The sequence below is a fragment of the Jiangella ureilytica genome (assembly GCF_004348545.1).
In the GTDB taxonomy this organism is placed as follows: Bacteria; Actinomycetota; Actinomycetes; order Jiangellales; family Jiangellaceae; genus Jiangella; species Jiangella ureilytica.
Map to the genome: position 1 here is coordinate 38246 of NZ_SMKL01000026.1, position 21152 is coordinate 59397.

Annotated in this window: 21 protein-coding genes; 14 read left to right on the top strand and 7 right to left on the bottom strand. The window is 73.1% G+C overall.

The window, feature by feature from the left end:
• Positions 1–204 precede the first annotated feature (204 nt).
• Both E1212_RS13455 and E1212_RS13460 read left to right on the top strand, forming a co-directional pair.
• Entirely contained in the window at positions 205–1266 is a 1062-nt protein-coding gene (locus tag E1212_RS13455; protein WP_131983228.1) for a LacI family DNA-binding transcriptional regulator, read from the top strand.
• The gene (locus E1212_RS13460; RefSeq protein ID WP_131983230.1) at positions 1263–2216 is read left to right on the top strand and encodes a carbohydrate kinase family protein; all 954 of its coding nucleotides are present in this window, start codon (positions 1263–1265) and stop codon (positions 2214–2216) included. Before E1212_RS13455 ends, E1212_RS13460 begins: the two co-directional genes overlap by 4 nt.
• Here the strand turns inward: E1212_RS13460 and E1212_RS13465 are convergent, their stop codons facing one another.
• The 6 genes from E1212_RS13465 to E1212_RS13490 form a co-directional block, all read right to left on the bottom strand.
• A complete protein-coding gene (locus E1212_RS13465) occupies positions 2217–3473 on the bottom strand; it encodes an RNA polymerase sigma factor (protein ID WP_131983232.1) in 1257 nt (418 codons plus the stop codon).
• A 42-nt stretch (positions 3474–3515) separates the two neighbouring features.
• Positions 3516–3920: a YciI family protein gene (locus tag E1212_RS13470; protein ID WP_131983234.1), complete on the bottom strand. Its 405-nt coding sequence runs from the start codon at positions 3918–3920 to the stop codon at positions 3516–3518.
• Between the two features lie 146 nt (positions 3921–4066).
• Positions 4067–4555 (bottom strand): carboxypeptidase-like regulatory domain-containing protein, encoded by a 489-nt coding sequence (locus E1212_RS13475; RefSeq protein WP_131983236.1) that lies wholly within the window; start codon positions 4553–4555, stop codon positions 4067–4069.
• Positions 4556–4768: 213 nt separating this feature from the next.
• The gene (locus E1212_RS13480) at positions 4769–5113 is read right to left on the bottom strand and encodes a type II toxin-antitoxin system PemK/MazF family toxin (RefSeq protein WP_131983313.1); all 345 of its coding nucleotides are present in this window, start codon (positions 5111–5113) and stop codon (positions 4769–4771) included.
• Positions 5107–5361 (bottom strand): ribbon-helix-helix domain-containing protein, encoded by a 255-nt coding sequence (locus E1212_RS13485; RefSeq protein WP_131983238.1) that lies wholly within the window; start codon positions 5359–5361, stop codon positions 5107–5109. Before E1212_RS13485 ends, E1212_RS13480 begins: the two co-directional genes overlap by 7 nt.
• A 20-nt stretch (positions 5362–5381) precedes the next feature.
• Positions 5382–6269, bottom strand: a complete 888-nt coding sequence (locus E1212_RS13490) for an SDR family NAD(P)-dependent oxidoreductase (protein WP_131983240.1) — start codon at positions 6267–6269, stop codon at positions 5382–5384.
• 98 nt (positions 6270–6367) lie between these two features.
• Between E1212_RS13490 and E1212_RS13495 the strand changes: the two genes are divergently transcribed.
• From E1212_RS13495 to E1212_RS13510, 4 genes are all read left to right on the top strand, one after another.
• The gene (locus E1212_RS13495) at positions 6368–6934 is read left to right on the top strand and encodes a TetR/AcrR family transcriptional regulator (RefSeq protein WP_131983242.1); all 567 of its coding nucleotides are present in this window, start codon (positions 6368–6370) and stop codon (positions 6932–6934) included.
• Positions 6935–7053: 119 nt separating this feature from the next.
• The gene (locus E1212_RS13500) at positions 7054–9108 is read left to right on the top strand and encodes a hypothetical protein (RefSeq protein ID WP_131983244.1); all 2055 of its coding nucleotides are present in this window, start codon (positions 7054–7056) and stop codon (positions 9106–9108) included.
• A 23-nt stretch (positions 9109–9131) separates the two neighbouring features.
• Complete coding sequence (locus E1212_RS13505) at positions 9132–11132, top strand: outer membrane protein assembly factor BamB family protein (protein ID WP_131983246.1); 2001 nt, start codon at positions 9132–9134, stop codon at positions 11130–11132.
• Positions 11129–12082, top strand: a complete 954-nt coding sequence (locus tag E1212_RS13510; protein ID WP_131983248.1) for a phosphotriesterase family protein — start codon at positions 11129–11131, stop codon at positions 12080–12082. Before E1212_RS13505 ends, E1212_RS13510 begins: the two co-directional genes overlap by 4 nt.
• Positions 12083–12277: 195 nt before the next feature.
• Here the strand turns inward: E1212_RS13510 and E1212_RS13515 are convergent, their stop codons facing one another.
• Complete coding sequence (locus tag E1212_RS13515) at positions 12278–12994, bottom strand: GntR family transcriptional regulator (protein ID WP_131983250.1); 717 nt, start codon at positions 12992–12994, stop codon at positions 12278–12280.
• 97 nt (positions 12995–13091) lie between these two features.
• Here E1212_RS13515 and E1212_RS13520 point away from each other — a divergent pair, with 97 nt between their 5' ends.
• The 8 genes from E1212_RS13520 to E1212_RS13555 are packed head-to-tail and all read left to right on the top strand — an operon-like array spanning position 13092 to position 21068.
• Positions 13092–14120 carry an ROK family protein gene (locus E1212_RS13520; RefSeq protein WP_162605458.1) on the top strand — a complete coding sequence of 343 codons (1029 nt, stop codon included), beginning with the start codon at positions 13092–13094 and terminating at the stop codon, positions 14118–14120.
• A complete protein-coding gene (locus E1212_RS13525; RefSeq protein WP_203416826.1) occupies positions 14117–14884 on the top strand; it encodes a sugar isomerase domain-containing protein in 768 nt (255 codons plus the stop codon). The genes E1212_RS13520 and E1212_RS13525 overlap by 4 nt, the downstream gene beginning before the upstream one ends.
• The gene (locus E1212_RS13530) at positions 14881–15612 is read left to right on the top strand and encodes an SDR family NAD(P)-dependent oxidoreductase (protein WP_131983255.1); all 732 of its coding nucleotides are present in this window, start codon (positions 14881–14883) and stop codon (positions 15610–15612) included. Before E1212_RS13525 ends, E1212_RS13530 begins: the two co-directional genes overlap by 4 nt.
• A complete protein-coding gene (locus E1212_RS13535) occupies positions 15609–16901 on the top strand; it encodes an FAD-dependent oxidoreductase (RefSeq protein ID WP_131983257.1) in 1293 nt (430 codons plus the stop codon). The genes E1212_RS13530 and E1212_RS13535 overlap by 4 nt, the downstream gene beginning before the upstream one ends.
• 45 nt (positions 16902–16946) lie before the next feature.
• On the top strand, positions 16947–18224 hold the full coding sequence (locus E1212_RS13540; RefSeq protein WP_131983259.1) for an ABC transporter substrate-binding protein: 1278 nt from the start codon (positions 16947–16949) through the stop codon (positions 18222–18224).
• Positions 18225–18283: 59 nt separating this feature from the next.
• Positions 18284–19141, top strand: coding sequence for a carbohydrate ABC transporter permease (locus E1212_RS13545; RefSeq protein WP_131983261.1), 858 nt, complete (start codon positions 18284–18286; stop codon positions 19139–19141).
• On the top strand, positions 19138–20055 hold the full coding sequence (locus E1212_RS13550; protein WP_131983262.1) for a carbohydrate ABC transporter permease: 918 nt from the start codon (positions 19138–19140) through the stop codon (positions 20053–20055). The genes E1212_RS13545 and E1212_RS13550 overlap by 4 nt, the downstream gene beginning before the upstream one ends.
• Positions 20052–21068, top strand: a complete 1017-nt coding sequence (locus E1212_RS13555; protein ID WP_131983264.1) for a hydroxyacid dehydrogenase — start codon at positions 20052–20054, stop codon at positions 21066–21068. The genes E1212_RS13550 and E1212_RS13555 overlap by 4 nt, the downstream gene beginning before the upstream one ends.
• Positions 21069–21152 lie beyond the last annotated feature (84 nt).

A 21152-nucleotide genomic window follows, 5' to 3' on the forward strand; every position in this document is an offset into this window, starting at 1 on the left:
GTTGGCCACGTCTGACAACCTTGTCAGGGGAGTCTGGAGGTTCGTGACGTGCGTGTCAATACTTGCTTTCTGCGGTGTTTCGGGGCGATGATTCCGGCCCAGGACGCAGCTTGACAATGTTGTCAACGGCGGCCGCTCTGCGGTGGCGTGCTTCTCGCCCGTCCGTCCCACCCGTGCCGGATACTGTGTCGAAGGGAGGGGCCCATGACCGAACACGCCGATCCGGCGACCATGCCGTACCGGCCGCGGGCGACGCTGCGCGACGTCGCCGCCATGGCGGGCGTCAGCATGAAGACCGTCTCGCGGGTGGTCAACGGCGAGAACGGCGTCACGCCGCAGAAGGTCGACGCGGTCCGGCAGGCGATCAGCCGGCTCGACTACCGCCCCAACCTGTCGGCCAGCGCGCTGCGCCGGTCCAGCGGCCGCACCGCCGCCATCGGCACCGTCCTCGAGGACCTCGCCAACCCGTTCTCCAGCGCGCTGCTGCGCGCCGTCGAGGACGTCGCCAACGAGAAGCGGGTGCTCATCCTCGCCGGCAGCGTCGACGAGGATCAGCAGCGCGAACGCGCCCTCGTCCGGGCGTTCACCGAACGCCGGGTCGACGGCCTCATCGTCGCGCCGGTCGGCGAGGACCAGGGCTACCTGCGGGCCGAGATGGAGGCCGGCACGCCGCTGGTGTTCGTCGACCGCCAGCCGCAGGGCCTGCTCGCCGACTGCGTGCTGTCCGACAACGAGTCCGGCGCCCGGCAGGCGGTGCACCGGCTCGCCGACGTCGGCCACCGCCGCATCGCCTACCTCGGCGACCTCGCGCTGATCCCCACGGCGGAGCAACGCTTCGCCGGCTACCAGCGGGCGCTGCTGGAGCGCGGGCTGCCGCTCGATCCCGCCCACGTCGTCCACGACCTGCACACCGTCGACGACGCCGCCCGGGCGACGACGGCGCTGCTGCGGGGCCTGGGCGACGGCAACGGCCCGACAGCGATCTTCGCCAGCCAGAACCTCGTCACCATCGGCGCCATCACGGCGCTGCAGGACCTCGGGCTCGAGGACTCCGTTGCGCTCATCGGCTTCGACGACTTCCCGCTGGCCGACCTGCTGAAGCCGCGGGTCAGCGTCATCGCGCAGAACCCGTCCGAGATGGGCCGGGTGGCCGCGGAGCTGCTGTTCCAGCGGCTCGACGGCGACCGCGGCCGGCCCCAGCGCATCCTGCTGCCGACGACGACGGTGCTGCGCGGCTCCGGCGAGATCCCGCCGGCGGTCCCGTGAGCGGGGTCGCCGGGGCCGCGGCCGCCGCCGTCGTCGTCGGCGAGGCGCTCACCGACGTCATCGTCGACCGTTCCGGTGGCGAGACGCGGCATCCGGGCGGCAGCCCGGCCAACGTCGCCTACGGCCTGGGGCGGCTGGGCCGGCCGACGGCGCTGGTCACCGAGCTGGGCGCCGACGCCGACGGCGACGCGATCCGGGCGCACCTGGCCTCCGCGGGCGTCGAGGTGCGGACGCAGGGGAGTGCGGGGCGGACGTCGACGGCGGTGGCGAGCCTCGGGTCCGACGGGTCGGCCGACTACCGATTCGACCTGACCTGGGGCCTCGGGCCGGTGGCGCTGGGCGCCGAGCGCCCGCTGGTGCTGCACACCGGCTCGCTGGCCACGACGGTGCCGCCCGGCGCGGCGTCGGTCGAGCGGCTGGTGCGCGCCGTGCGCCCCGGCAGCACCGTCAGCTACGACCCCAACATCCGGCCAGCGCTCATGGGCCCCGCCGGCGACCTGCGCGCGCGGGTCGAGCACCTGGTGGCCGGCAGCGACGTCGTCAAGGCCAGCGACCAGGACACCCAGTGGCTGGCGCCGGGCCGCGACCCGCTCGACGTCGCCCGCGCCTGGCTGCGGCTGGGGCCGGCGCTCGTCGTCGTCACGCTGGGCGGAGCGGGCGCCGTCGCCGTGAGCCGTGGGGGAGAGGTGCACGTGCCGGCCGCGCCGGTCACCGTCGCCGACACCGTCGGCGCCGGCGACTCCTTCACCGCGGGCCTGCTCGACGGGCTCTGGCACGAAGACCTGCTCGGTGGTGCGGCCCGCTCGCGGCTGCGGGCGGTCCCGGCCGACGTCGTCGAGCGGGTCGTCCGCCGCGCCACCATGGCCGCTGCCGTCACCGTCTCGCGCGCCGGGGCCAACCCGCCCACGCGCGACGAGCTCGACGCCGTCGCCCGCCCGGCCGGAAGCTGATCAGGGCGCGCCGGCCCGCGCGGCCCGCGCGAGCAGGAGCCGGCGCTCGCGGTCGTTGCGGGTGAGCTCCGCCGCGCGCTGGAACTCGGTGCGCGCCTCGTCGTGCCGGCCGAGCCGTTCCAGCAGGTCGCCTCGGACGCTGGGCAGCAGGTGGTAGCCGCGCAGCGCCGGCTCGGCGGCGATCTGGTCGACCAGGGCGAGCCCCGTCGCGGGGCCGTAGGCCATGCCCAGCGCGACGGCCCGGTTGAGCTCGGTGACGGGGGTGCCGCCGAGCCGGCCGAGCCGCTCGTACAGCGCGGCGACGGCGGCCCAGTCGGTGTCCTCGGGCCGGGCCGCGCGGGCGTGGCAGGCGGCGATGGCGGCCTGCAGCGCGTAGGGGCCTGGCCTCTGTGTCAGGGCGCCGGCCCGCTCGAGGGCTGCCAGCCCGCGGCGAATGCGGGCGTGGTCCCAGCGGCCGCGGTCCTGGTCGGCCAGCAGCACCGGCTCGCCGTCGGGCCCGACCCGTGCCCGCAGCCGCGACGACTGCAGCTCCATCAGTGCGGACAGGCCGTGCACCTCGGGCTCGTCCGGCACCAGCGTCACCAGGATGCGGCCGAGCCGGACCGCCTCGGCGCACCGGTCGGGCCGGGTCCAGTCGCTGCCCTCGGTGGCCGAGTAGCCCTCGTTGAACAGCAGGTACACCACGCCGAGGACCGCCGCGAGCCGGGCCGCGCGCTCGGCGCCGACCGGCTCCTCCAACGCCGCGCCCGCCTCGGCGAGCGTCCGCTTCGCCCGGCCGACCCGCTGCGTGATCGTCGCCTCCGACGTCAGGTAGGCGCGGGCGATCTCGCGGCTGCTCAGCCCGCCGACCAGCTTCAGCGTCAGCGTCGTCCGGGCGTCCGCCGTCAGCGACGGATGGCAGCAGACGAACATCAGCCGCAGCACGTCGTCCTCGACGTGGTCGACGGCGGCCGCGAAGTCGGGCTCGACGACGTCGGACCCCTGGTCGCGCCCGATGGACGTGTAGAGGACGTCGCGCCGCTCGTTGCGGCGGAAGAGGTCGACGGCGCGGCGCTTGGCGATGGTCATGAGCCAGGCCGCGGGCCGGTCCGGGATCCCCGTCCGCGGCCAGCTGCCGAGGGCGGCGACCAGCGCGTCTTGGGCGAGGTCCTCGGCCAGGCCGACGTCGCGCACGATGCGCACGAGCCCGGCGATCAGCCGCGTCGACTCCAGCCGCCAGACGGCCTCGACGGCGGCGCGGGTGGTCTCCTCGGTCACACGTCGATGAGACCACCCGGCCGCGGGCGGGGCAAACCCGTGTCAGGGTTCGGAGGCCAGGGGACGCGGGATGCCGGGGTGCGGGTGGTCGGCGTCCGCGAGCTGGCGCACCTCGCAGGATCCCTCCCAGCCGGGCCAGTGCTGCTGGTGCAGCCGGAGCATCCGCCGGGCCAGCTCGACCGCCTCCTCGCGCGACCGCACGTCGAGGATCGCGAACCCGCCGATCAGCTCCTTGGCCTCGGTGAACGGCCCGTCGACCGCGCTGATGCGTCCGTCGACCAGTGACACCACGGCCCCGGCCGAGCTGGGCAGCAGCCCGCCCATGTCGACGAGGGTGCCGGACACGCTCATCTCCTGCGCGAGGTCGGCGACCGCCTGGACCAGCTCCGGCGGCGGCAGCCCGGCCGGATTCGGCTCCTCGGACCGGATGAACGACACGAACCGCATGGCCGGCTCCTCCCAGGTCGACGGCGAACGCCGTCATTCTCCCGCTCTCTCGTCGAACGGGAGACGCGGTTCCCTACACCGGCCGCTCGTCCATCATGATCGGCGATCGACCCCGGTATGACGTGGTGGATCGCCGATGATCAAGGTCATTCGGTGACCTCGATGTCGGCGGTGTACGGATGGGTCGGCTCGGCCGGCGCGGTCCAGACGGGCAGCCGGCCGTCGCCCTCGGCGGACTCGGCGGACACCGCGAACTCCACCTGCCCGTTCTCGTTCGTCGCCAGCTCCGCGCGCAGGTGTGCCGCGATCCGCAGCTCGTACTGCCCGTCCGGACCCGAACGGGCCGCCGCGACCGGGTTCAGACGGGTGGTGAGCGTGACGAGCGCATCCGGCACCACCGCGCCGTCGGCGCGCACCACGCGGCCCCGGGCGACCACCGGCTCGGACAGCTCCGCGGAGTCGGGGATTCCCGGCAGCAGCGTCGCGGCGGACTCCGGCTCCGGGATCTCCGACACGGCGGACGGCGGCACGGGCGAGGTCGCAGCCGGGTGACCGGGCCCGTGCTCCGGCGTCGAGCAGCCGGCCGCGAGCAGCACGGCCGCCGCGGTCGTCACGACGGACCTCGTCGCCGTCATGCCGGGAGTCTAGTTCGCTCCTGGCGGTCCGGCCGGGGCCTGGGAGGTGCCCGACCACACCCGCGGAAGGACCTCCTCGCCGGCGAAGCCCGTCGCCTGCGCGGGCGTGGTCAGGATCGCCGGATCCGGGCCGCGGAGCGGCCGACGCCGTCGGCCTCGATCTCGCGTCGGTGAAGGATCGCACTCGTTCGGGGAGTTCGCCGCGACACCCGCTCAGAGGCCGAGGACTCGATGGAGCCCGTCGTCGACGGCGAGCATGACGTGGGCGGGGACCCGGCCCGCGCGCTCGCGCAGGTCGCGCTTGTCGACGGTGACCAGGGCGGCGACGGTGACGACGGAGTCGCGCGGCAGGCCGGTCGCCGATGCCGGGAGGAAGACGTTGCCGGGGAGCTCGGCCCGGGCGGTGTTCGAGGTGACGACGGCCGCGAGCGCGGTGGAGAGGCGGCTGGCGTTGTACGGGTCGGCCTGGACGATCAGCACCGGGCGCCGCTTCGCCGGCCGGCTGCCGCGGGCGGGACCGAGGTCGACCCAGTAGAGGTCACCCCGCGAGATCACCAGTCGGGCTCGTCCCAGGTGGCGGCGGCGAGGGCGCGGCGGCCGGCGGTGGCGGCGGCCGCCGCGGAGTCGTCGTCGCCGGTGCGGTCGAGGATCTCGTCGATGCGGGCCGTGAGGGAGGCGTCGTCGAGCTGGCGCAGGTACTGCTCGGCGGCGCGCGCGAAGAACTCCGAGCGGCTCATGCCGAGCTCGGCGGCACGCTGCGTGGCCCGCTCGAACGTCTCGTCGGGCAGCGAGATCGCGGTCTTCATGCCCCGAGTATAACCGGGTACTACCGCCGTCCGGCACCCAGCGGATCGAGCTGCTCGGGCGTCGCGTCGTCGGCGGCGGTCGACAGGCTGAGCTCGCGGTTCCGCTCGTCCGAGGCGAGCAGGTCGCGGCCGGCGGCGGTGCCGTAGCGGTAGGCGTCGGGGCCGACCAGCAGCCGCAGTGGCGGCTCGTCCATCGCCACGATGCGCAGCAGCAACTCGGCGACCTTGGCGGGGTCGCTCGCCATGGTGAGGGCGCTCTCGCCCATCCGTTCCGCGTTGGCGCCGACGGTGCCGGCGTACTCCGGGCGCACGGGGTCGACGCGCATCGACGAGCCGGCCCAGTCGGTGCGCATGCCGCCGGGCTCGAGGACGGTGACCTTGACACCCAGTGGCGCCACCTCGGCGGCCAGGACCGACGAGAACCCGCCGACCGCCCACTTCGCGGTCTGGTACGCGCCCAGCCCCGCCGACGCCATGCGCCCGCCGACCGACGACACCTGCACGACGTGCCCGCCGCGCTGCTCGCGCAGCACCGGGAGCGCCGCCCGGGTCATGGTGACGACGCCGAACAGGTTGGTCTCGACCTGGGCGCGGAAGTCCGCCGGGTCGGCGTCCTCGATGCTGGCGAGGTTCGCGTAGCCGGCGTTGTTCACCAGCACGTCCAGCCGCCCGAACTCGGCGACGACGGTGTGAACGGCCCGTTCCGCCGCGGCCGGGTCGGTGACGTCGAGCGGGACCACGACGAGCCGGGGGCGGTCGCCGCCGGGCCCGGAAGCGGCGGCGAGCAGGTCGTCGAGGGCGTGCGGGTCGCGGACACCCGCGACCACTTGGTGGCCGGCGGCGAGCGCGGCGACGACGACGGCGCGGCCCAGGCCTCGGGAGGCGCCGGTGACGAGGAACGAGGACATGGCAAGCTCCTAACTAACTGATTAGTTGATAACAGTGGACCGCGCTGCCCGGTTTGTCAACTAACTCGTTGGTAAGCTCCGTCACCGTGACGTCCCCGATGCCCCGAGACGCCGAGCGGACCCGCCGCCGGCTGCTCGACGCCGCGCGCGACGAGTTCGCGGCGGTGGGCATCGCCGGGGCCCGGGTCGACCGCATCGCGGCCGCCGCGGCCAGCAACAAGGCGCAGATCTACCACTATTTCGGCAGCAAGGACGGCCTGTTCGACGCCGTCTTCGACGACCTGTGCCGGGCCACGCTCGACGCCGTCCCCATGGACGCGCACGACCTGCCGGAGTACGCCGGGCGGCTGTTCGACTCCTACGAGGAGCGGCCCTGGGTGCAGCGGCTGGCCACCTGGTACCGGCTCGAACGGGCCGGCGCGCGCCCGCTCGACATCGTGCTCGAGAGCAACGCGGCGAAGGTGAGGGTGATCGCCGACGCGCAGGACGCGGGCGCGCTGCCGTCGGCCTTCACCCCGGTCGAGCTGCTCGGTCTGGTGCTGCACCTGTCCGGCTTCTGGAGCTCGAACACCCCGGAGTTCGACGCCGCCGTCGACGACGTCGGCCGCGAGCGCCGCCGGGCGGTCGTCGTCCGGGCGGTCGCGGCGCTCCTCGCCGCACGCTGACGCCGTCACCCCGGGTGCTCCCCGGGCGAATCCGGCATTGACCGTATTCATGGCATGCCGCTAGGGTGCCGCCACAAGTGTCTATCTGTCTATACCGCTAGACGACTTCGGGAGGCACGATGAGCACCTTCACCCGCCGCGCACTGGTCACCGCCGCCACCGCCGGCGCCGCGGCCGGCGTCGTCGCGACCGCGCCAGCGGCCGCCGCGACCCCGATCGGCACTGCCCGACCCAGCCCACGGCGGCTCTTCTCCGCCGGGGAGTTCGAGAGCACGATGGACCCCGCCGCCTCGGGCGCCGACAACGCGGCCGCGTTCGTGGCCGACGTCGCGGCGGCCGACGGACGGCAGGTCGTCGTCGCGCCGGGCACGTACACCGTCGCCCAGGTGATCCTCACCGACCAGGTCGTCAACGTCCGGTTCATGCCGGGCACCCTGCTGCTGCCCGACGCGAGCCTGCACGCCGTCGGCCCGGCCGGTCGCTGGTTCCACGCCACGAACTGCGACACCCGCCTGTACGGGCTGACCGCCGACGGGCAGCATCTCCCCGAGGACTGCTGGCGCTCCGACGGCGGCGAGTTTCGCGCGTACGACACGACCATGCTGAACATGGGGTTCGAGGACCTCGTCGGCAACTCCACGTCGCTGGGCACGCTCGGGATCCTGTGCAAGAGCGTCGAAGAGGTGATCATCGACGGCTACGCGGGCAGCGAGTTCTGGGGCCGCAAGGACGACGTCTACGCGAACCAGGCCGGCAAGGTCAACCACCTGATGATGTACGAGTGCGAGCGGGTCGCGATCCGCAACGTCACCATCTCCGGAGGCCGGGGCGAGGACAACGACTTCTTCCACCTGCTCGACCTGCGTCCGGTCCCGACCATGCACGGCACCATCGAGAGCTGCCACCTCTACTACAACGGGCAGACCCGCCGCTGCATGAAGTTCCAGGGCGGCAACTGGGACGTCCGCGACGTCCACTGCTACCCGGCCGCGGACTTCGAGGCGGTGTCCGCCGAGACCGACATCGGCGAGCAGAACCTCAACTGCATCGACTGGGCCGGTTCGGTCGAGGGCACGCTGCGGCTGTCGGACAGCTACGTCGACGCGACGGGGTACGTCGTCGGCGTCTCGCACACGTTCGGCCCGCTCGGCCGGGTCATCGTCGAGAACTGCACCATCGTCGGCGGCCGCCGGCTGGCCAAGCGGAACAACCCGGAGCCGCCGCACGCGTACTCCGAGATCCAGACCATGGGCTTCTTCGCGATCCCGCAGGACAACGACAGCGAGATCCGCGACAGCGTCATCAAGGGCTTCTCGCGCTCCGTCGTCGTGCAGGGCAACCGCAACCGCGTCGTCGGCAACACCATCGACGACCCGCAGATCTTCTGGCTGCAGGCCGGCAGCTCGACCGCGAAGGACTTCCTCGAGGTCAGCGGCAACAAGGTGCTGACCCGCACGCCGGGGGCGATGGCGACGCGGTGCAGCCGGATCGACAACTACACCAACGTCGAGGTCTACGACAACACGCTGATCCGGGTGCCCGGCACGGTCGTCAACGACACCCACGGCGTGTTCATCGACATCACCAACGGCGGCGCCACCGGGATCGCGACCAACAACCGTGCGCCCGCCGGCACCGTCTCCGTCCGGTCCGGCGCCTCCAACGTCGCCGTGTACCAGAACCAGGGCCAGCTGCTGCGCCCGCTGCTCACCACGGGCCCCGTCGGCAACGGCGGCACCGGCGAGGACAACCTGCAGATCCAGGCGATTCCGGCCTACAACCTGCACCGGCTCGGCAGCGCGGTGCGCTCGACGTTCACCGGCACCACCGCGAACAACGCCAACGCGAAGACTCTGCGCGTCTATGTCGGCACGACGCTGGTGCTGACCGCGCCGCTGACGCCCGGCCAGGCCGGCGGCTGGGAGGTCCAGCTCGTGGTCATCGCGGTCCCCGTCGTCGGCGGCGAGCTGAAATACACCGTCAAGCTGCTGGAATGCGACAGCGCCGGGGCCGGTGCTCCGACCGTGGCCCGGGTCGCTACCGGGACGACGATCCAGGTCACCACGCAGCCGATCATCCTCAAGACCACCGCCGAGGCGGTCGCCAACGGCGACGTGGTCAGCCAGGTCGCGGTGACCGAGTCGCTCGACGGCCGCCACTTCATCTTCAGTTGATCCCCGACGGGAGAACCGCTTCCATGCCACGTCTCGCCACACGAGTCGCGACGCTCGCCGTCGCCGGTGCCCTCGTGGTCGCCGGCGCTGCGAGCGCCCCGGCCGCCGATCCCGCGATCGCCGAGGTGACCGAGGTCGGCACGCCGATCACCAACGTCGCGATCGACAAGGTCACCTACGCCACGCTGCCCGATGGCCGGCCAGTCATCTACACGGTGCTGCTCGGCTCCGGCACGACCAGCCTGCACGTCATCGACGTGCGCAGCCGCGAGTCGATCCGGTCGGTCCGGCTCCCCGGCGCCATCGGGTCCCGCGACCTCGCCGTCGCGCCCGACGGCACGCTCTACATCGCCACGTTCCAGCAGGGCCGGCTGTACTCCTACGACTACGCGTCCGACACGCTGACCGACCTGGGCCGGCCGTCGACGGCGGTCAGCTACCTGTATGGGCTGGGCATCCACGCCGACGGGACGGTGTTCTTCGGCGGCTACCCGACGGGGCAGCTGTTCGGCTACGACCCGGACACCGGGGCGTTCCGCGACTACGGCACCCTGTCGCCGGACTCGCAGTACCTGCGCAGCGTCGTCGTCTGGGGCGACTCGGTCTACGCCGGGCTGGGGACGCAGAAGGCTCGGCTGGTCCGGGTCGACATCGCCTCGGGCGCCGTCACGCCGATCCCGTTGCCGGCACCGTACGACGCCGAGCACGAGGTCAACCAGGTCAGCGTCCGCAGCGACGTCGCGTACGTGCACCTGACCTCGTCGCGCACGATGCTGCGCTACGACCTGCGCGCGCAGGAGTGGCTCTCGCCGCTCGGCCCGGCCGGCGGGCTGGACGTGTCGCCGGTGTCGCCGATGCGCAAGGAGGTCTACTTCGTCGGGACCAACGGGCGGCTGCGCGCGTTCAGCACGCTGACCGGCCGGACCCGCGAGACCGGCGCGTTCCCGTCGATGTTCACCTCGCGGGGGTTCGCCTGGATCGACATGCAGGAGGACGGCTACCCGGGCGAGTCGCTGGTGATGACCGACTACATCGGCCGGCTCTGGGTGCACAACCCGCGCACCGGGCGGTCGCGCGTCGACCAGTTGACGATCACCGGCGAGCCGGTGCACATCCGGTCGCTCGGCGTCGGGCCGGACGGGCGCATCTGGGCCGGCGGGCTCGGCTCCGGCGGGCTCTCGTGGTACGACCCGGCGACGGGGGACATGGCGCAGGTGCCACGGGGGACCGTCGGGCAGACCGACGAGATGCTCCGCGTCGGCGCCGACCTCTACCTCGGCACGTATCCCGCGGGAACGGTGCTGCGGTACCGGCCGGCCGAGCCGTTCGTCTGGGGCAGCAACCCGGGCCCCGTCGCGAACCTCGCCGGTCAGGGCCAGGACCGGCCGCTCGCGCTGGCGTACGCGGCCGGCCGGGTGGTCATCGGGACGGTGCCGAACTACGGCCAGCTCACCGGCGCGATCAGCATCTACGACCCGGCGACGGGTTCGGTCGCGGTGGACCGCGGGGTGGCCGGGACCGGCAGCGTCGTGTCCGCCGTGGCGATCGGCGACGTCGTCTACGCGAGCACGTCGAAGTGGGCCGGACTCGGCATCGTGCCGCCGGACGACGACGGCAAGGTGTTCGCCTACGACCCCGTCACCCGGACCAAGCTCTGGGAGGTCGTGCCGTACCCGGGGACGCCCGCGGTCACGGAGCTGGCGGTGTCGCCGTCGGGCACCCTGTGGGGCCTGACGCGGGGCCGGCTGTTCGAGCTCTCCGCCGCCACGGGGGAGCTGCTGCGCGAGATCGCCGTGCCCGCCGAGAACTGGGACACCGTCGACCACGTGTGGTCCGAAGGGCAGCGGCTGGTGGTGCTGCCCGACGGCACCCTGTACGCCGTCGTCGGCGGGCAGCTCTTGCGTGCCGACGTGTCGAGCGGGGCCGTCGAGCCGGTGACAAACGGCGTGTCCGCCGTCGTCCTGGGCGACGACGGCGCGTTGTACCTGTCCAAGGGCGCCGTTCTGCACACGCTGGTGCCGTGAACGGACTCGTCATGACGGTGCTCGGCCCGGTCGATCCCGCCGGGCTGGGCGCCGTCGACGCCCACGAGCACCTGTTCCTGCACTCGGCGGCGCTGCCGGGCGAGGACTTCGGCTCCGTCGATGCGATGGCGTCGGAGGCCGAGACCGTCCGGGCCGGCGGCATCGACACGATCGTCGAGCTGACCCCGGTCGGGCTGGGCCGCTCGGTCACCGGGCTGGCGTCGGTGAGCCGGCGGACCGGCGTGCACGTCGTCGCCGCGACCGGCTACCACCGCGACGCGCACTACCCGGCCGGGCACTGGGTGTACCGCGAGCCGGCGGAAGTGCTCGAGGAGGTGCTGCTGGCGGATCTGACCAGCGGCATCGACGAACGTGACTGGCAGGGACCGACGCCCGTGCCGTCGCCGCACCGTGCGGGGATCATCAAACTCGGCGCGTCCTACCAGCGGGCGTCGGCGTCCGAGCGGCTGCGGCTGACGGTGGGGGCGTCGGCGGCCCGGCGCACGGGCGCGCCGGTCGCCGTCCACTGCGAGGTCGGGACGATGGCGCCGGAGCTGCTCGACCTGCTGGCCGCCGACGGCGTGCCGGCCGGCCGGGTGCTGCTGGCGCACCTCGACCGCAATCCCGACCCCGGGTTGCACGCCGAGCTGGCCGCGCGCGGCGCCTACCTGCTGTACGACACCGTCGGGCGCATCAAGTACCGGCCCGACTCCGTGCTGCTGGAGCTGATCGAGCGCATGGTGGCCGCCGGCCACGGCGACAAGGTGCTGCTCGGCACCGACGTCGGGCGGCGATCGCAGCTGCGCGCGTACGGAGGCGGGCCGGGCATGGCGGTGCTGGGGGAGACGTTCGTCCCGCGCCTGCGGTCGTCGGTCGGCGACGACGCGACGTCGGCCATCCTGCGCACGAACGCCTGGACCGCCCTCACCTGGTCCATGGTTGCTGAATGACCACGTCCACCACGGAATCCCCTGCCGAACGAGGCCTGCGGGCCTGGCGATGCGGGGAATCGCCTCGTGACGCGCACGGCAACCGCTTTCCGGCCACGAGGCGCAGCCATCACCAGGCGTTCATGCGCATCACCCGGCCTGCAGGCCTGGTGAAGCAGGGAATCGGGTGGTGAACGTGGTCATTCCGAAGCGGGGTCAGCCGGGCTGGCGGAGCAGCTCGATGTCGAAGAGGTAGCGACCGCCGACGTAGCGGGACTCGGTGAACTCGACCGGCACGTCGGCCTGGTCGTGGATGGTGCGCTGCTCGATCAGCAGCGGCGCTCCCGTCGGCACGTTCAGCCACTGCGCCTCCTGGACGTCGGCAGCGGCGGCGGTGAGCGTGCCGTACGCCTGGGTCGGGGTGCGCCCGATCGCCTCGAGCGCCACGAACAGCGACGTCTCCTCGAGGTTCGCCTCGAGCACGCCGGCGCAGACGGCGGGCAGCCGCACGTTCTCGACCGCCATGGGGACGCCGTCGGCGAGGCGGAGCCGCTGGATGGCGACCACCAGCCCGCCGACCGGCAGCTGCAGCGCCACGACCTCTTGGTCGGTGCCGGCACGCACCCCGGACTGCAGCATGCGCGAGCCGGCCTTCAGGCCGCGCCGGCGCATCTCCTCGGTGAACGACAGCAGCGTGTTGATGCGCCGGTGCACGGGCGTCTGCGCGACGAACGTGCCGCGGCCCGACACGCGGTACAGCAGGCCGTCGGAGGCCAGCCGCTGCACCGCCTGGCGCGCCGTCATGCGGCTCACGCCGAAGCGCCGGCAGAGCTCGGCGTCGGACGGCAACGGGTCGCCGGGCTGTGCCTTCGCGATCATCTTGCGCAGCTCACGCTCGATGATCACGTACGCGGGCGGTGTGGTGCTCTTCATCTGGCCCCCGACGTCGCGATGGTTGACGAACTCACTAGCAGTATAGATACTCTACCCATCTAGACAGCCAGTCAGGCTGATCGGAGGGGGTGCCGGAGTGCGCGAGCGGGTCCTGGGCATCGATGTGGGCGGCACCACGGTGAAGTGGGCCGTCCTCGAAACGCGGGACGCCACCGTCGTGGCGCGCGGCAGCATTCCCACCGCGGGCGACCCCCACACCGTCGCCGCGGACCTCGCCGCCGTCGCCGCGACCCCCGCCGCGGGCGACACCGCGGCCATCGGCGTCGGCGTCCCGGGCCACGTCGACCGGAGCACGGGCGTCATCCGGTTCCTGCCCAACCTGCGTGGCGACTGGCTCGGCTTCCCGCTCGCGGCGACGCTGCGCGCGGCGACCGGCCGCCCGGTCACCGTCCTCAACGACGCCCGGGCGTTCTGCCTGGCGGAGTGGCTGCTCGGCGCGGCCCGCGGCCACGACGACGTGCTGTTCCTGACGCTGGGGACGGGGGTCGGCGGCGGTGTCGTCAGCGGCGGCGCGCTGCTGACCGGCCCGGACGACCGGCTGGGCGAGATCGGCCACCTGGTCCACGACCGCGCCGGGCCGACCTGCGGCTGCGGCCACCGCGGCTGCCTCGAGACCTACGCCAGCGCGACGGCCATCGCCCGCGCCGCCGGCCGGCCCACCGCCGAGGACGTGTTCCTGGCGCTGCACGACCTCCAGGCGAACGCGGCCGTCGAGGCGGCCGGCCGGGCCATCGGCGAGACCATCGCCAGCCTGTGCGCCGTCCTGCCGGCGGACCTGCTGGTCATCGGCGGCGGCGTGGGGGCGGGACTGCCGCGGCTGCGCCCGCACATCGAGCACGCACTCGCCGAGCGACGCGACTTCATCGGCGCGGTCGACGTCGTCGCGGCCAGGCTGGGGGCCGACGCGGGAGCCGTCGGCGCCGCCCTGGCCGCCCTCAACGACCTCGACGGTCAGGCGACACCGACCGGCGACTGGGGGCCCGAGGTCCCCACGACCCGTCGGCCGGCGGTCGGGGTCGGCGCCGCGCCGGCACATGAGCGCTCGTTCGCGTTGCCTGACCCGGCAACCGAGCTGATCGCTGACGACGTACGGAGGTGGACGTGAGCTGGATCGGGCGAGCGCATGAGGTGCTCGACACGATCGCGCGGACGCAGGGTGAGGCCATCGAGAAGGCCAGCCGGTTCTGCGCGGAGTCGATCGGCGGAGGCGGCGTGGTGCACACCTTCGGCACCGGCCACTCGCGGATCCCGGTGGAGGAGCTCTTCCCGCGCTACGGCTCGTATCCCGGCTTCCACCCCATCGTCGAGCTGTCGATGACGTTCCACACGCAGGTCGTGGGCGCCAACGGGCAGCGGCAGGCGATGTTCATCGAGCGGGTCGAGGGCCTCGCCGAGCAGATCCTGGCGAACTTCACCCTGCGCGGGACCGACGCGATGATCGTGTTCAGCGCGAGCGGCCTCAACGCCGTCCCCATCGAGATCGCCCAGCAGGCCCGCAAGTCCGGCCTCAACGTCATCGCGGTGACGGCGCTCGCGGAGTCGCGCTCGGCGCCGGTCCGGCACAGCTCGGGCACGCGTCTCGCCGACCACGCCGACGTCGTCATCGACCTCTGCACGCCGCCCGGCGACGCCCTGTGCAGCGTCGACGGACTCGACGTGCCGGTCGGGCCGGGCAGCACGCTGGCCGCCGTCGCGATCGTCAACGAGATCAAGGTGCGGGTCGCGGAGCTGCTGACGGCCGACGGCACCATGCCGCCCGTGCTCACCAGCAAGGCGCTCATCGGCGCCGAGGAGTCCGCCGCCCGGTTCGAGGCGGCCTACCTCGAGCACGGCCGCCGCGCCGCCGAGGTCCTGCGGGGCACACCATGAAGATCCTGGTCTGCGGCGGGTCCGGCGGCATCGGGTCGGCGTGCGTCGCCGCCCTGACGACCGCCGGCCACGACGTCCTCGCCGTCGACCGCGACGCTGTCACCTCGGGGCCGGGCGCCGGCCCCGTAGCCCTCGACATCACCGCTCCGGGCGGCGCCGACAAGGCGATCGACCGGGCCGTCGAGGCGTTCGAGGGCCGTCTCGACGGCGTCGTGCACGCCATCGGCCGCTCCGGCCGCCGGCTGGGCGACGGTCCGGTCAGCACCTGCAGCGACGAGGCCTGGCGCGACGTGCACCGGGTCAACCTCGACTCGGTGTTCTGGCTGCTGCGCGCGGCGCTCCCGGTGCTGCGCGACAACGGCGGCGGCTCGGTCGTCGTGGTCGGCTCGGCGCTGGCCCGCACGCTGGACCGCGACTTCCTCACCGCCGCGTACCTCACCAGCAAGAGCGCGGTCGAGACGCTGGTGCGGGCGGCCGCCTTCGAGGGGGCGCCCGGCGGCGTCCGCGTCAACGTCGTGGCGCCGGGGCTGGTCGACACCCCCATGGCGGCCCGCGCCCTGACCGACCCGGTCATCAGCGGCCGGCTGCCCGAGCTCATGCCGCTCGGACGCGGCGGCGCCAGCGCCCCGGACACCGTCGCCGCCGCCGTCGAGTGGCTGCTCTCGCCTGCCTCGAGCCAGGTCACCGGCGCGGTCCTGCCCGCCGACGGCGGCTGGAGCCTGCGATGACCGCGGCGCCGCTGCTGTGGGAGGGCGACGTCGTCGTGGCCGGCGGCGGGTCCGCGGGCTGTGCGGCGGCGGTCGCCGCGGCCCGCACGGGCGCCCGGACGCTGCTGGTCGAGCCGGCCGGCTTCCTCGGCGGCACCGGCACGGCCGTCCTCGACACCTTCTACGGCTTCTACGCCCCCGGGGGCGACGACACGCCCGAGAGCAGGGTCGTCGGCGGCATCGGCTGGGAGGTCGCCTCGGCCCTTCTCGACGGCGGCCAGGCGTTCGAGCGGCCCAACAGCTACGGCGCCGGCACCGGGGTCACCTACGAGCCCGAGGCGCTGAAGCTGACCTGGGACCGCCTGACCCGGGCCGCCGCCGTCGACACCCTGCTGCACGCGAGCGTCGTCGGCGTCGAGACCGACCCGGCGACCAGGCGGGTCACCGCGCTCACCGTCGCCACGAAGGCCGGCACCCGCACGGTCCGCGCGGACGCCGTCGTCGACGCGAGCGGCGACGCCGAGGTCGCGTGGCGGGCCGGCGCGGCCCTCGAGCGCCCGTCCACGGACCAGAAGCTGCAGCCGCTCACCGCGACGTTCCGGCTCGGCGGCGTCGACACCGGCGTCATCACCACGAAGGACCTGCACGAACGGCTGGCCAAGGCGGCCGAGTCCGGGCGCTACCGGCTGCCGCGCCGCGAGGGCTCGGTGCACCGGACGGTGCTGCCCGGCGTCGTGCACACGAACCTGACACGGGTGAGCGGGCTGGACCCGACCGACCCGTGGCAGCTCTCGGCGGCGGAGGCCGAGGGACGGGCCCAGGTGGCCGAGTACGTCCGCTTCCTCACGGAGGAGGTGCCGGGGTACGAGGACGCCTACCTGCTCTCCACCTCGGTCCGGATCGGCGTGCGCGAGACCCGCCGGCTGATCGGGCGGTACGTGCTCACCCGCGACGACGTGCTCGAGGCCCGCGACTTCCCGGACGCCGTCGCCCGCTGCGGCGCCCCCGTCGAGGACCACGGCGGCGGCGAGTCGACCATCTGGGAGTACGTCGGCGGGCACCGGTCCGGACGCACCTACGGCGTCCCGTACCGCTGCCTGCTCCCTGCCGAACTGGACAACGTCGCCGTCGCCGGCCGGTGCCTGTCCGCCACGCACGACGCGCACGCCTCGGTGCGCTCGATGGCCCAGTGCATGGCGCTGGGCCAGGCGGCCGGCACCGCCGCGGCACTGTCCGGCGGCGGCGCCGTCGGCGATCTCGACGCGACGGTCCTACGCGAGCGGCTGGCCACCGACGCGGCCGTGCTCTGACGAACCACACCTACGACTGATCGGCAAGAGAGAAGGAGACCGGAGATGCGAACCCGCACTGCTCCGACCGCAGCGGTGCTCGCCCTGAGCATCGGCCTGCTGGCCACCGCCTGTGGCGGCGGCGACGACGACACGGACACCACGGGCGGCGAGGGCGGCGGCGACAACGCCGCCGTCTCCGGCGAGGTGACGATGTGGATCTACCCCGCCATCGCCGACGAGGCCACCCACCGGGGGTTCTGGGACGACACCGTCGCGGCGTTCAACCAGGAGTATCCGGACGTCGACGTGACGGTCGAGATCTTCCCCTGGGCCGACCGCGACCAGGCGCTGACCACGGCCATCGCCGGCAACAGCGCCCCCGACGTCGTGTACCTGATCCCGGACCAGCTGCCGGCCTACGCGCGCAACATCGAGCCGATCGACGACTACCTGAGCGAGGACGAGAAGGCCGACTACCGGCCCAACGTCGTCGACTCCGTCAGCATCGACGGCCAGATGATGGGCGCGCCGATCCTGCAGAGCGTCCTGGCGCTGGTCTGCAACAAGCAGGTCTTCGACGCCGTCGGGCAGACGGAGTACCCGGAGACCTGGGACGACCTGCTCGAGATGGCGCCCACCTTCAAGGACGCCGGCTTCGACATGACGGCCTACGGCGGCGACGTCGCCAACTCGCTGAACCTCTCGTTCTATCCGCTGCTCTGGCAGGCCGGCGGCGACGTCTTCAACGAGGACGGCACCGAGGTCGCGTTCAACAGCGACGCGGGCGTCAGAGCGCTGGAGTTCGTGCAGCAGCTGGTCGAGGGCGGCTTCGTCGACCCGGCCCAGCTCACCACCGAGCCGCCGCTCGAGCAGACCCGCATCGCGCAGAACAAGGTCGCCTGCGTCTGGCACATGGAGCCGCAGTACCTCGTCGACTTCTGGGGCGAGGAGAACGTCATCGTGCGCCCGCCGCTGAAGGACGCCGAGCAGATCCATTACGGCACCGTCGGCTCGCTGTCCATGCTGAGCAGCGCCGAGGACAAGGAGGCCGCCGGCGCCTGGATCGACTTCGCGACGTCGGCCGAGCGGTCCGCCGAGTACGACGTCGCCGGCCGGTTCTTCTCCACCAAGGAGTCCGTCGGCGCGCTCTACGAGGGCGACCCGATCCTCGGTGAGCTCGAGCAGTTCGCCGGCATGACGACCGTCGGCCCGCTCAACGAGCACGCCCGCGAGGTCATGGGCGTGCTGGCGCCGGAGATCCAGGCGGTCCTCGTCGGCGACAAGGAACCGCAGCAGGCGCTCGACGACGCCGCAGAAGCGGCGAACCCGCTCCTCGGATGACCGTGAGCGGAACCGCGACGGCCTCCCGCACGGCGCCTCGTCCGGCCTCCCGCCGGGCGATGCGCCGGCGGGAGGCCCGCATCGGGCTGCTGTTCGTCCTGCCGGTCCTGCTGCTGTTCCTGGCGTTCCGGTTCGGGCCGGCGATCGCGGGCGGCGTGCTCGCGTTCACCGACTACACGATCGGCGCGGAGACCAGCTGGACCGGCCTGGACAACCTGCGCCGCATGGTCGACGACCCGCTGTTCTGGCGGGCGCTGCGCACGACGCTGATCTACTCGGTGCTCGCGGTGCCGCTGTCGATCCTGGCCGCCCTGGGCATGGCGCTGCTGGTGCGGCGCTCGTTCCGCGGGGTCAAGCTGTTCCGGTCGATCTTCTTCCTGCCGGTCGTGACCAGCCTCGTGCTGGCCGGCATCGTGTTCACCTGGATCTTCTCGGCCGGTGGCCCGTGGTCGTCGCTGCTGGGCGCCGTCGGGCTGCCCGAGGGTTCGTGGCTGTCCGACACCACGCTGGTGGTGCCGGCGCTGGTGATCGTCGCGGTGTGGACGCGGTTCGGCTTCGGCATGCTGATCCTGCTGGCGCGGCTGCAGGACATCCCGCGCGAGCTGGAGGAGGCGGCGCTGACCGACGGCGCCAACGCCTGGCACCGGTTCCGCCACATCGTGCTGCCGGAGCTGAAGCCGGCGCTGTTCTTCCTCGCCGTCATCGAGACGACGGTGTCGTTCCAGGTCTTCGACACCGTCTACGTGATGACCGGCGGCGGGCCGGCGCAGTCCAGCTACATGCTCGTCTTCCAGCTCTACGACCAGGCGTTCCGGTACTTCGACTTCGGGTACGCGAGCGCGATCGGACTGGCGCTGTTCGTGATGACGCTGGTGGTCGCGCTGATCCAGCGGCTGACCCTGGGGAGGGACCGATGACCGCGCTGAGCACCCCGGCCGCGCTGGACGCCGACGTGGGCGCGGGCGCGGCCGGCGACGGCGGTTCGTCGCGGCACGGCCGGGCCTACCGGGCGCTGGAGCCCAGCCGCACCGGCAGGACGGTGCGGGCGGTGCTGCTGTTCCTGGCCGCGCTCGTGACGCTGTTCCCCTTCTACGCGATGGTCGTCCTGTCGTTCAAACCGACCGGCGCGGTCGTCATGCCCGAGGCGCTGCTGCCGTGGCCGCTGTCGACGGAGGCCTACGAGCACGTCCTCGGCGCGGAGTCGGTCCTGCGCTGGACGCTGAACACCCTGGTCTACTCCGTCGTGTCGGTGGTCGCGGTGCTGTTCCTGGCGTCGCTGGCCGGCTACGCGTTCGCCCGCAAGCGGTTCCCGGGCAAGGAGGTGATGTTCTGGTCCTTCATCGCGATGATCATGGTCCCGTACCACGTCACGCTGGTGCCGAGCTTCATCGTCATCTCCGAGGCGGGCGGCGTGAACACGTACTGGGGCCTCATCCTGCCGACCCTGGCGAACGCGCAGGCGGTCTTCCTGATGCGCCAGTTCATCAAGTCGCTGCCCGACGAGCTGTTCGAGGCGGCCATGCTGGACGGCTGCTCCGAGTGGCGCATGTACGTGTCCATGGTGCTGCCGCTGATCAAGCCGATCCTGGCGACGCTGGGCGTGTTCGTGTTCCTGTGGCACTGGAACGACTTCCTCTGGCCGCTGATCGTCGGGCAGAGCAGCGACATGCGCACGCTGACCACCGGCCTGGCGTCGCTGAACGCCGAGAACGCGCCGCTCAACGTCGTGCTGGCGGGGTCGGTGGTGGCGTTCGTGCCGATCTTCATGGCCTACCTCGTCGGGCAGCGGTACTTCACCGAGGGCGTCACCATGACCGGGGTGAAGGGGTGAGCGCTGTCATCGCGGTGGCGGTGCCCGCGGACCTGCGGGCGCTGTTCTTCCCTTCGCCGGTGTGGTCGTCGCTCGCCGAGCTGGGTGAGCTGCGGGTGGTGGCCGACGGCGACGGCGGCAGGCTCGGCGAGCCCAGGGTGCTCGCCGAGCTCGCCGGTCCTGCGGACGTGCTGGTGACGAGCTGGCCGTGCGCATCCCTCACCGGGCCGGTGCTGGACGCGGCGCCGCGGCTGCGCCTCGTCGCCCACACCGGGGCGTCGGTGAAGCCCTACGTCGGTCACGACGCGTTCGCCCGCGGCGTCCGGGTGACCCAGGCCGGCGCCGCCATGGGCCGCGCCGTGGGGGAGCAGGCGTTCGCCCTGACACTTGCCCTGCTGCACCGCGTGCACCGGTTCGACCTTGCCCTGCGCACCGGTGTGCCGTGGGCCGACGCGAAGGCGTCGGCGCCGCCCCGGCACGAGCTGCTCGGCTGCCCCGTCGGCGTCGTCGGGGCGTCGCGGACCGGCCGGGCCTACATCGAGCTGGTGCGCGCACTGGGCGGGGTGGTCACCGTCGCCGACCCGTACCTGTCGGAGGCCGAGGCGTTCGACCTGGGCGTGACGGTGGCCGGCCTCGACACCGTCCTGCGGACGTCGCGGGTGGTGGCGCTGCACGCGCCGGTGCTGCCGGAGACCCGGCGGATGATCGGCGCCCGCGAGCTGGCCCTCCTGCCCGACGAGGCGGTGCTGGTCAACACCGCGCGTGCGGCCCTGATCGACGCAGACGCGCTACTGGCCGAGCTGCGCACCGGGCGCATCGACGCGGCCATCGACGTGTACGACGAGCAGCCGCTGCCGGTGGACCACCCGCTGCGGTCGCTGCCGAACGTGCTGTTGACGCCGCACGAGGCGGGCGGGACGGTGCAGGCGCGGGCGCGCGGCGGCGGGATCGTCGTCGACGAGCTGGCCCGGTTCCTCTCCGGCGAGCCGCTGCGGCACGAGGTCACCGAGGACCTGCTGGCCCGGGTGGGTTGAATACGAAATACCCGCGCCAAGTCAATGAAATAGTGCGGAAAGGAACGCCGGACAGACTGTGGCTCCCCTACCCCTGAGGAGCCA

Coding starts and splice junctions, on each gene's coding strand:
- E1212_RS13455 (WP_131983228.1), top strand. CDS start 205: ATGACCGAACACGCCGATCCGGCGACCATGCCGTACCGGCCGCGGGCG.
- E1212_RS13470 (WP_131983234.1), bottom strand. CDS start 3,920: ATGCGGTTCGTGTCGTTCATCCGGTCCGAGGAGCCGAATCCGGCCGGG.
- E1212_RS13475 (WP_131983236.1), bottom strand. CDS start 4,555: ATGACGGCGACGAGGTCCGTCGTGACGACCGCGGCGGCCGTGCTGCTC.
- E1212_RS13485 (WP_131983238.1), bottom strand. CDS start 5,361: ATGAAGACCGCGATCTCGCTGCCCGACGAGACGTTCGAGCGGGCCACG.
- E1212_RS13490 (WP_131983240.1), bottom strand. CDS start 6,269: ATGTCCTCGTTCCTCGTCACCGGCGCCTCCCGAGGCCTGGGCCGCGCC.
- E1212_RS13495 (WP_131983242.1), top strand. CDS start 6,368: ATGCCCCGAGACGCCGAGCGGACCCGCCGCCGGCTGCTCGACGCCGCG.
- E1212_RS13500 (WP_131983244.1), top strand. CDS start 7,054: ATGAGCACCTTCACCCGCCGCGCACTGGTCACCGCCGCCACCGCCGGC.
- E1212_RS13505 (WP_131983246.1), top strand. CDS start 9,132: ATGCCACGTCTCGCCACACGAGTCGCGACGCTCGCCGTCGCCGGTGCC.
- E1212_RS13515 (WP_131983250.1), bottom strand. CDS start 12,994: ATGAAGAGCACCACACCGCCCGCGTACGTGATCATCGAGCGTGAGCTG.
- E1212_RS13530 (WP_131983255.1), top strand. CDS start 14,881: ATGAAGATCCTGGTCTGCGGCGGGTCCGGCGGCATCGGGTCGGCGTGC.
- E1212_RS13535 (WP_131983257.1), top strand. CDS start 15,609: ATGACCGCGGCGCCGCTGCTGTGGGAGGGCGACGTCGTCGTGGCCGGC.
- E1212_RS13540 (WP_131983259.1), top strand. CDS start 16,947: ATGCGAACCCGCACTGCTCCGACCGCAGCGGTGCTCGCCCTGAGCATC.
- E1212_RS13545 (WP_131983261.1), top strand. CDS start 18,284: ATGCGCCGGCGGGAGGCCCGCATCGGGCTGCTGTTCGTCCTGCCGGTC.
- E1212_RS13550 (WP_131983262.1), top strand. CDS start 19,138: ATGACCGCGCTGAGCACCCCGGCCGCGCTGGACGCCGACGTGGGCGCG.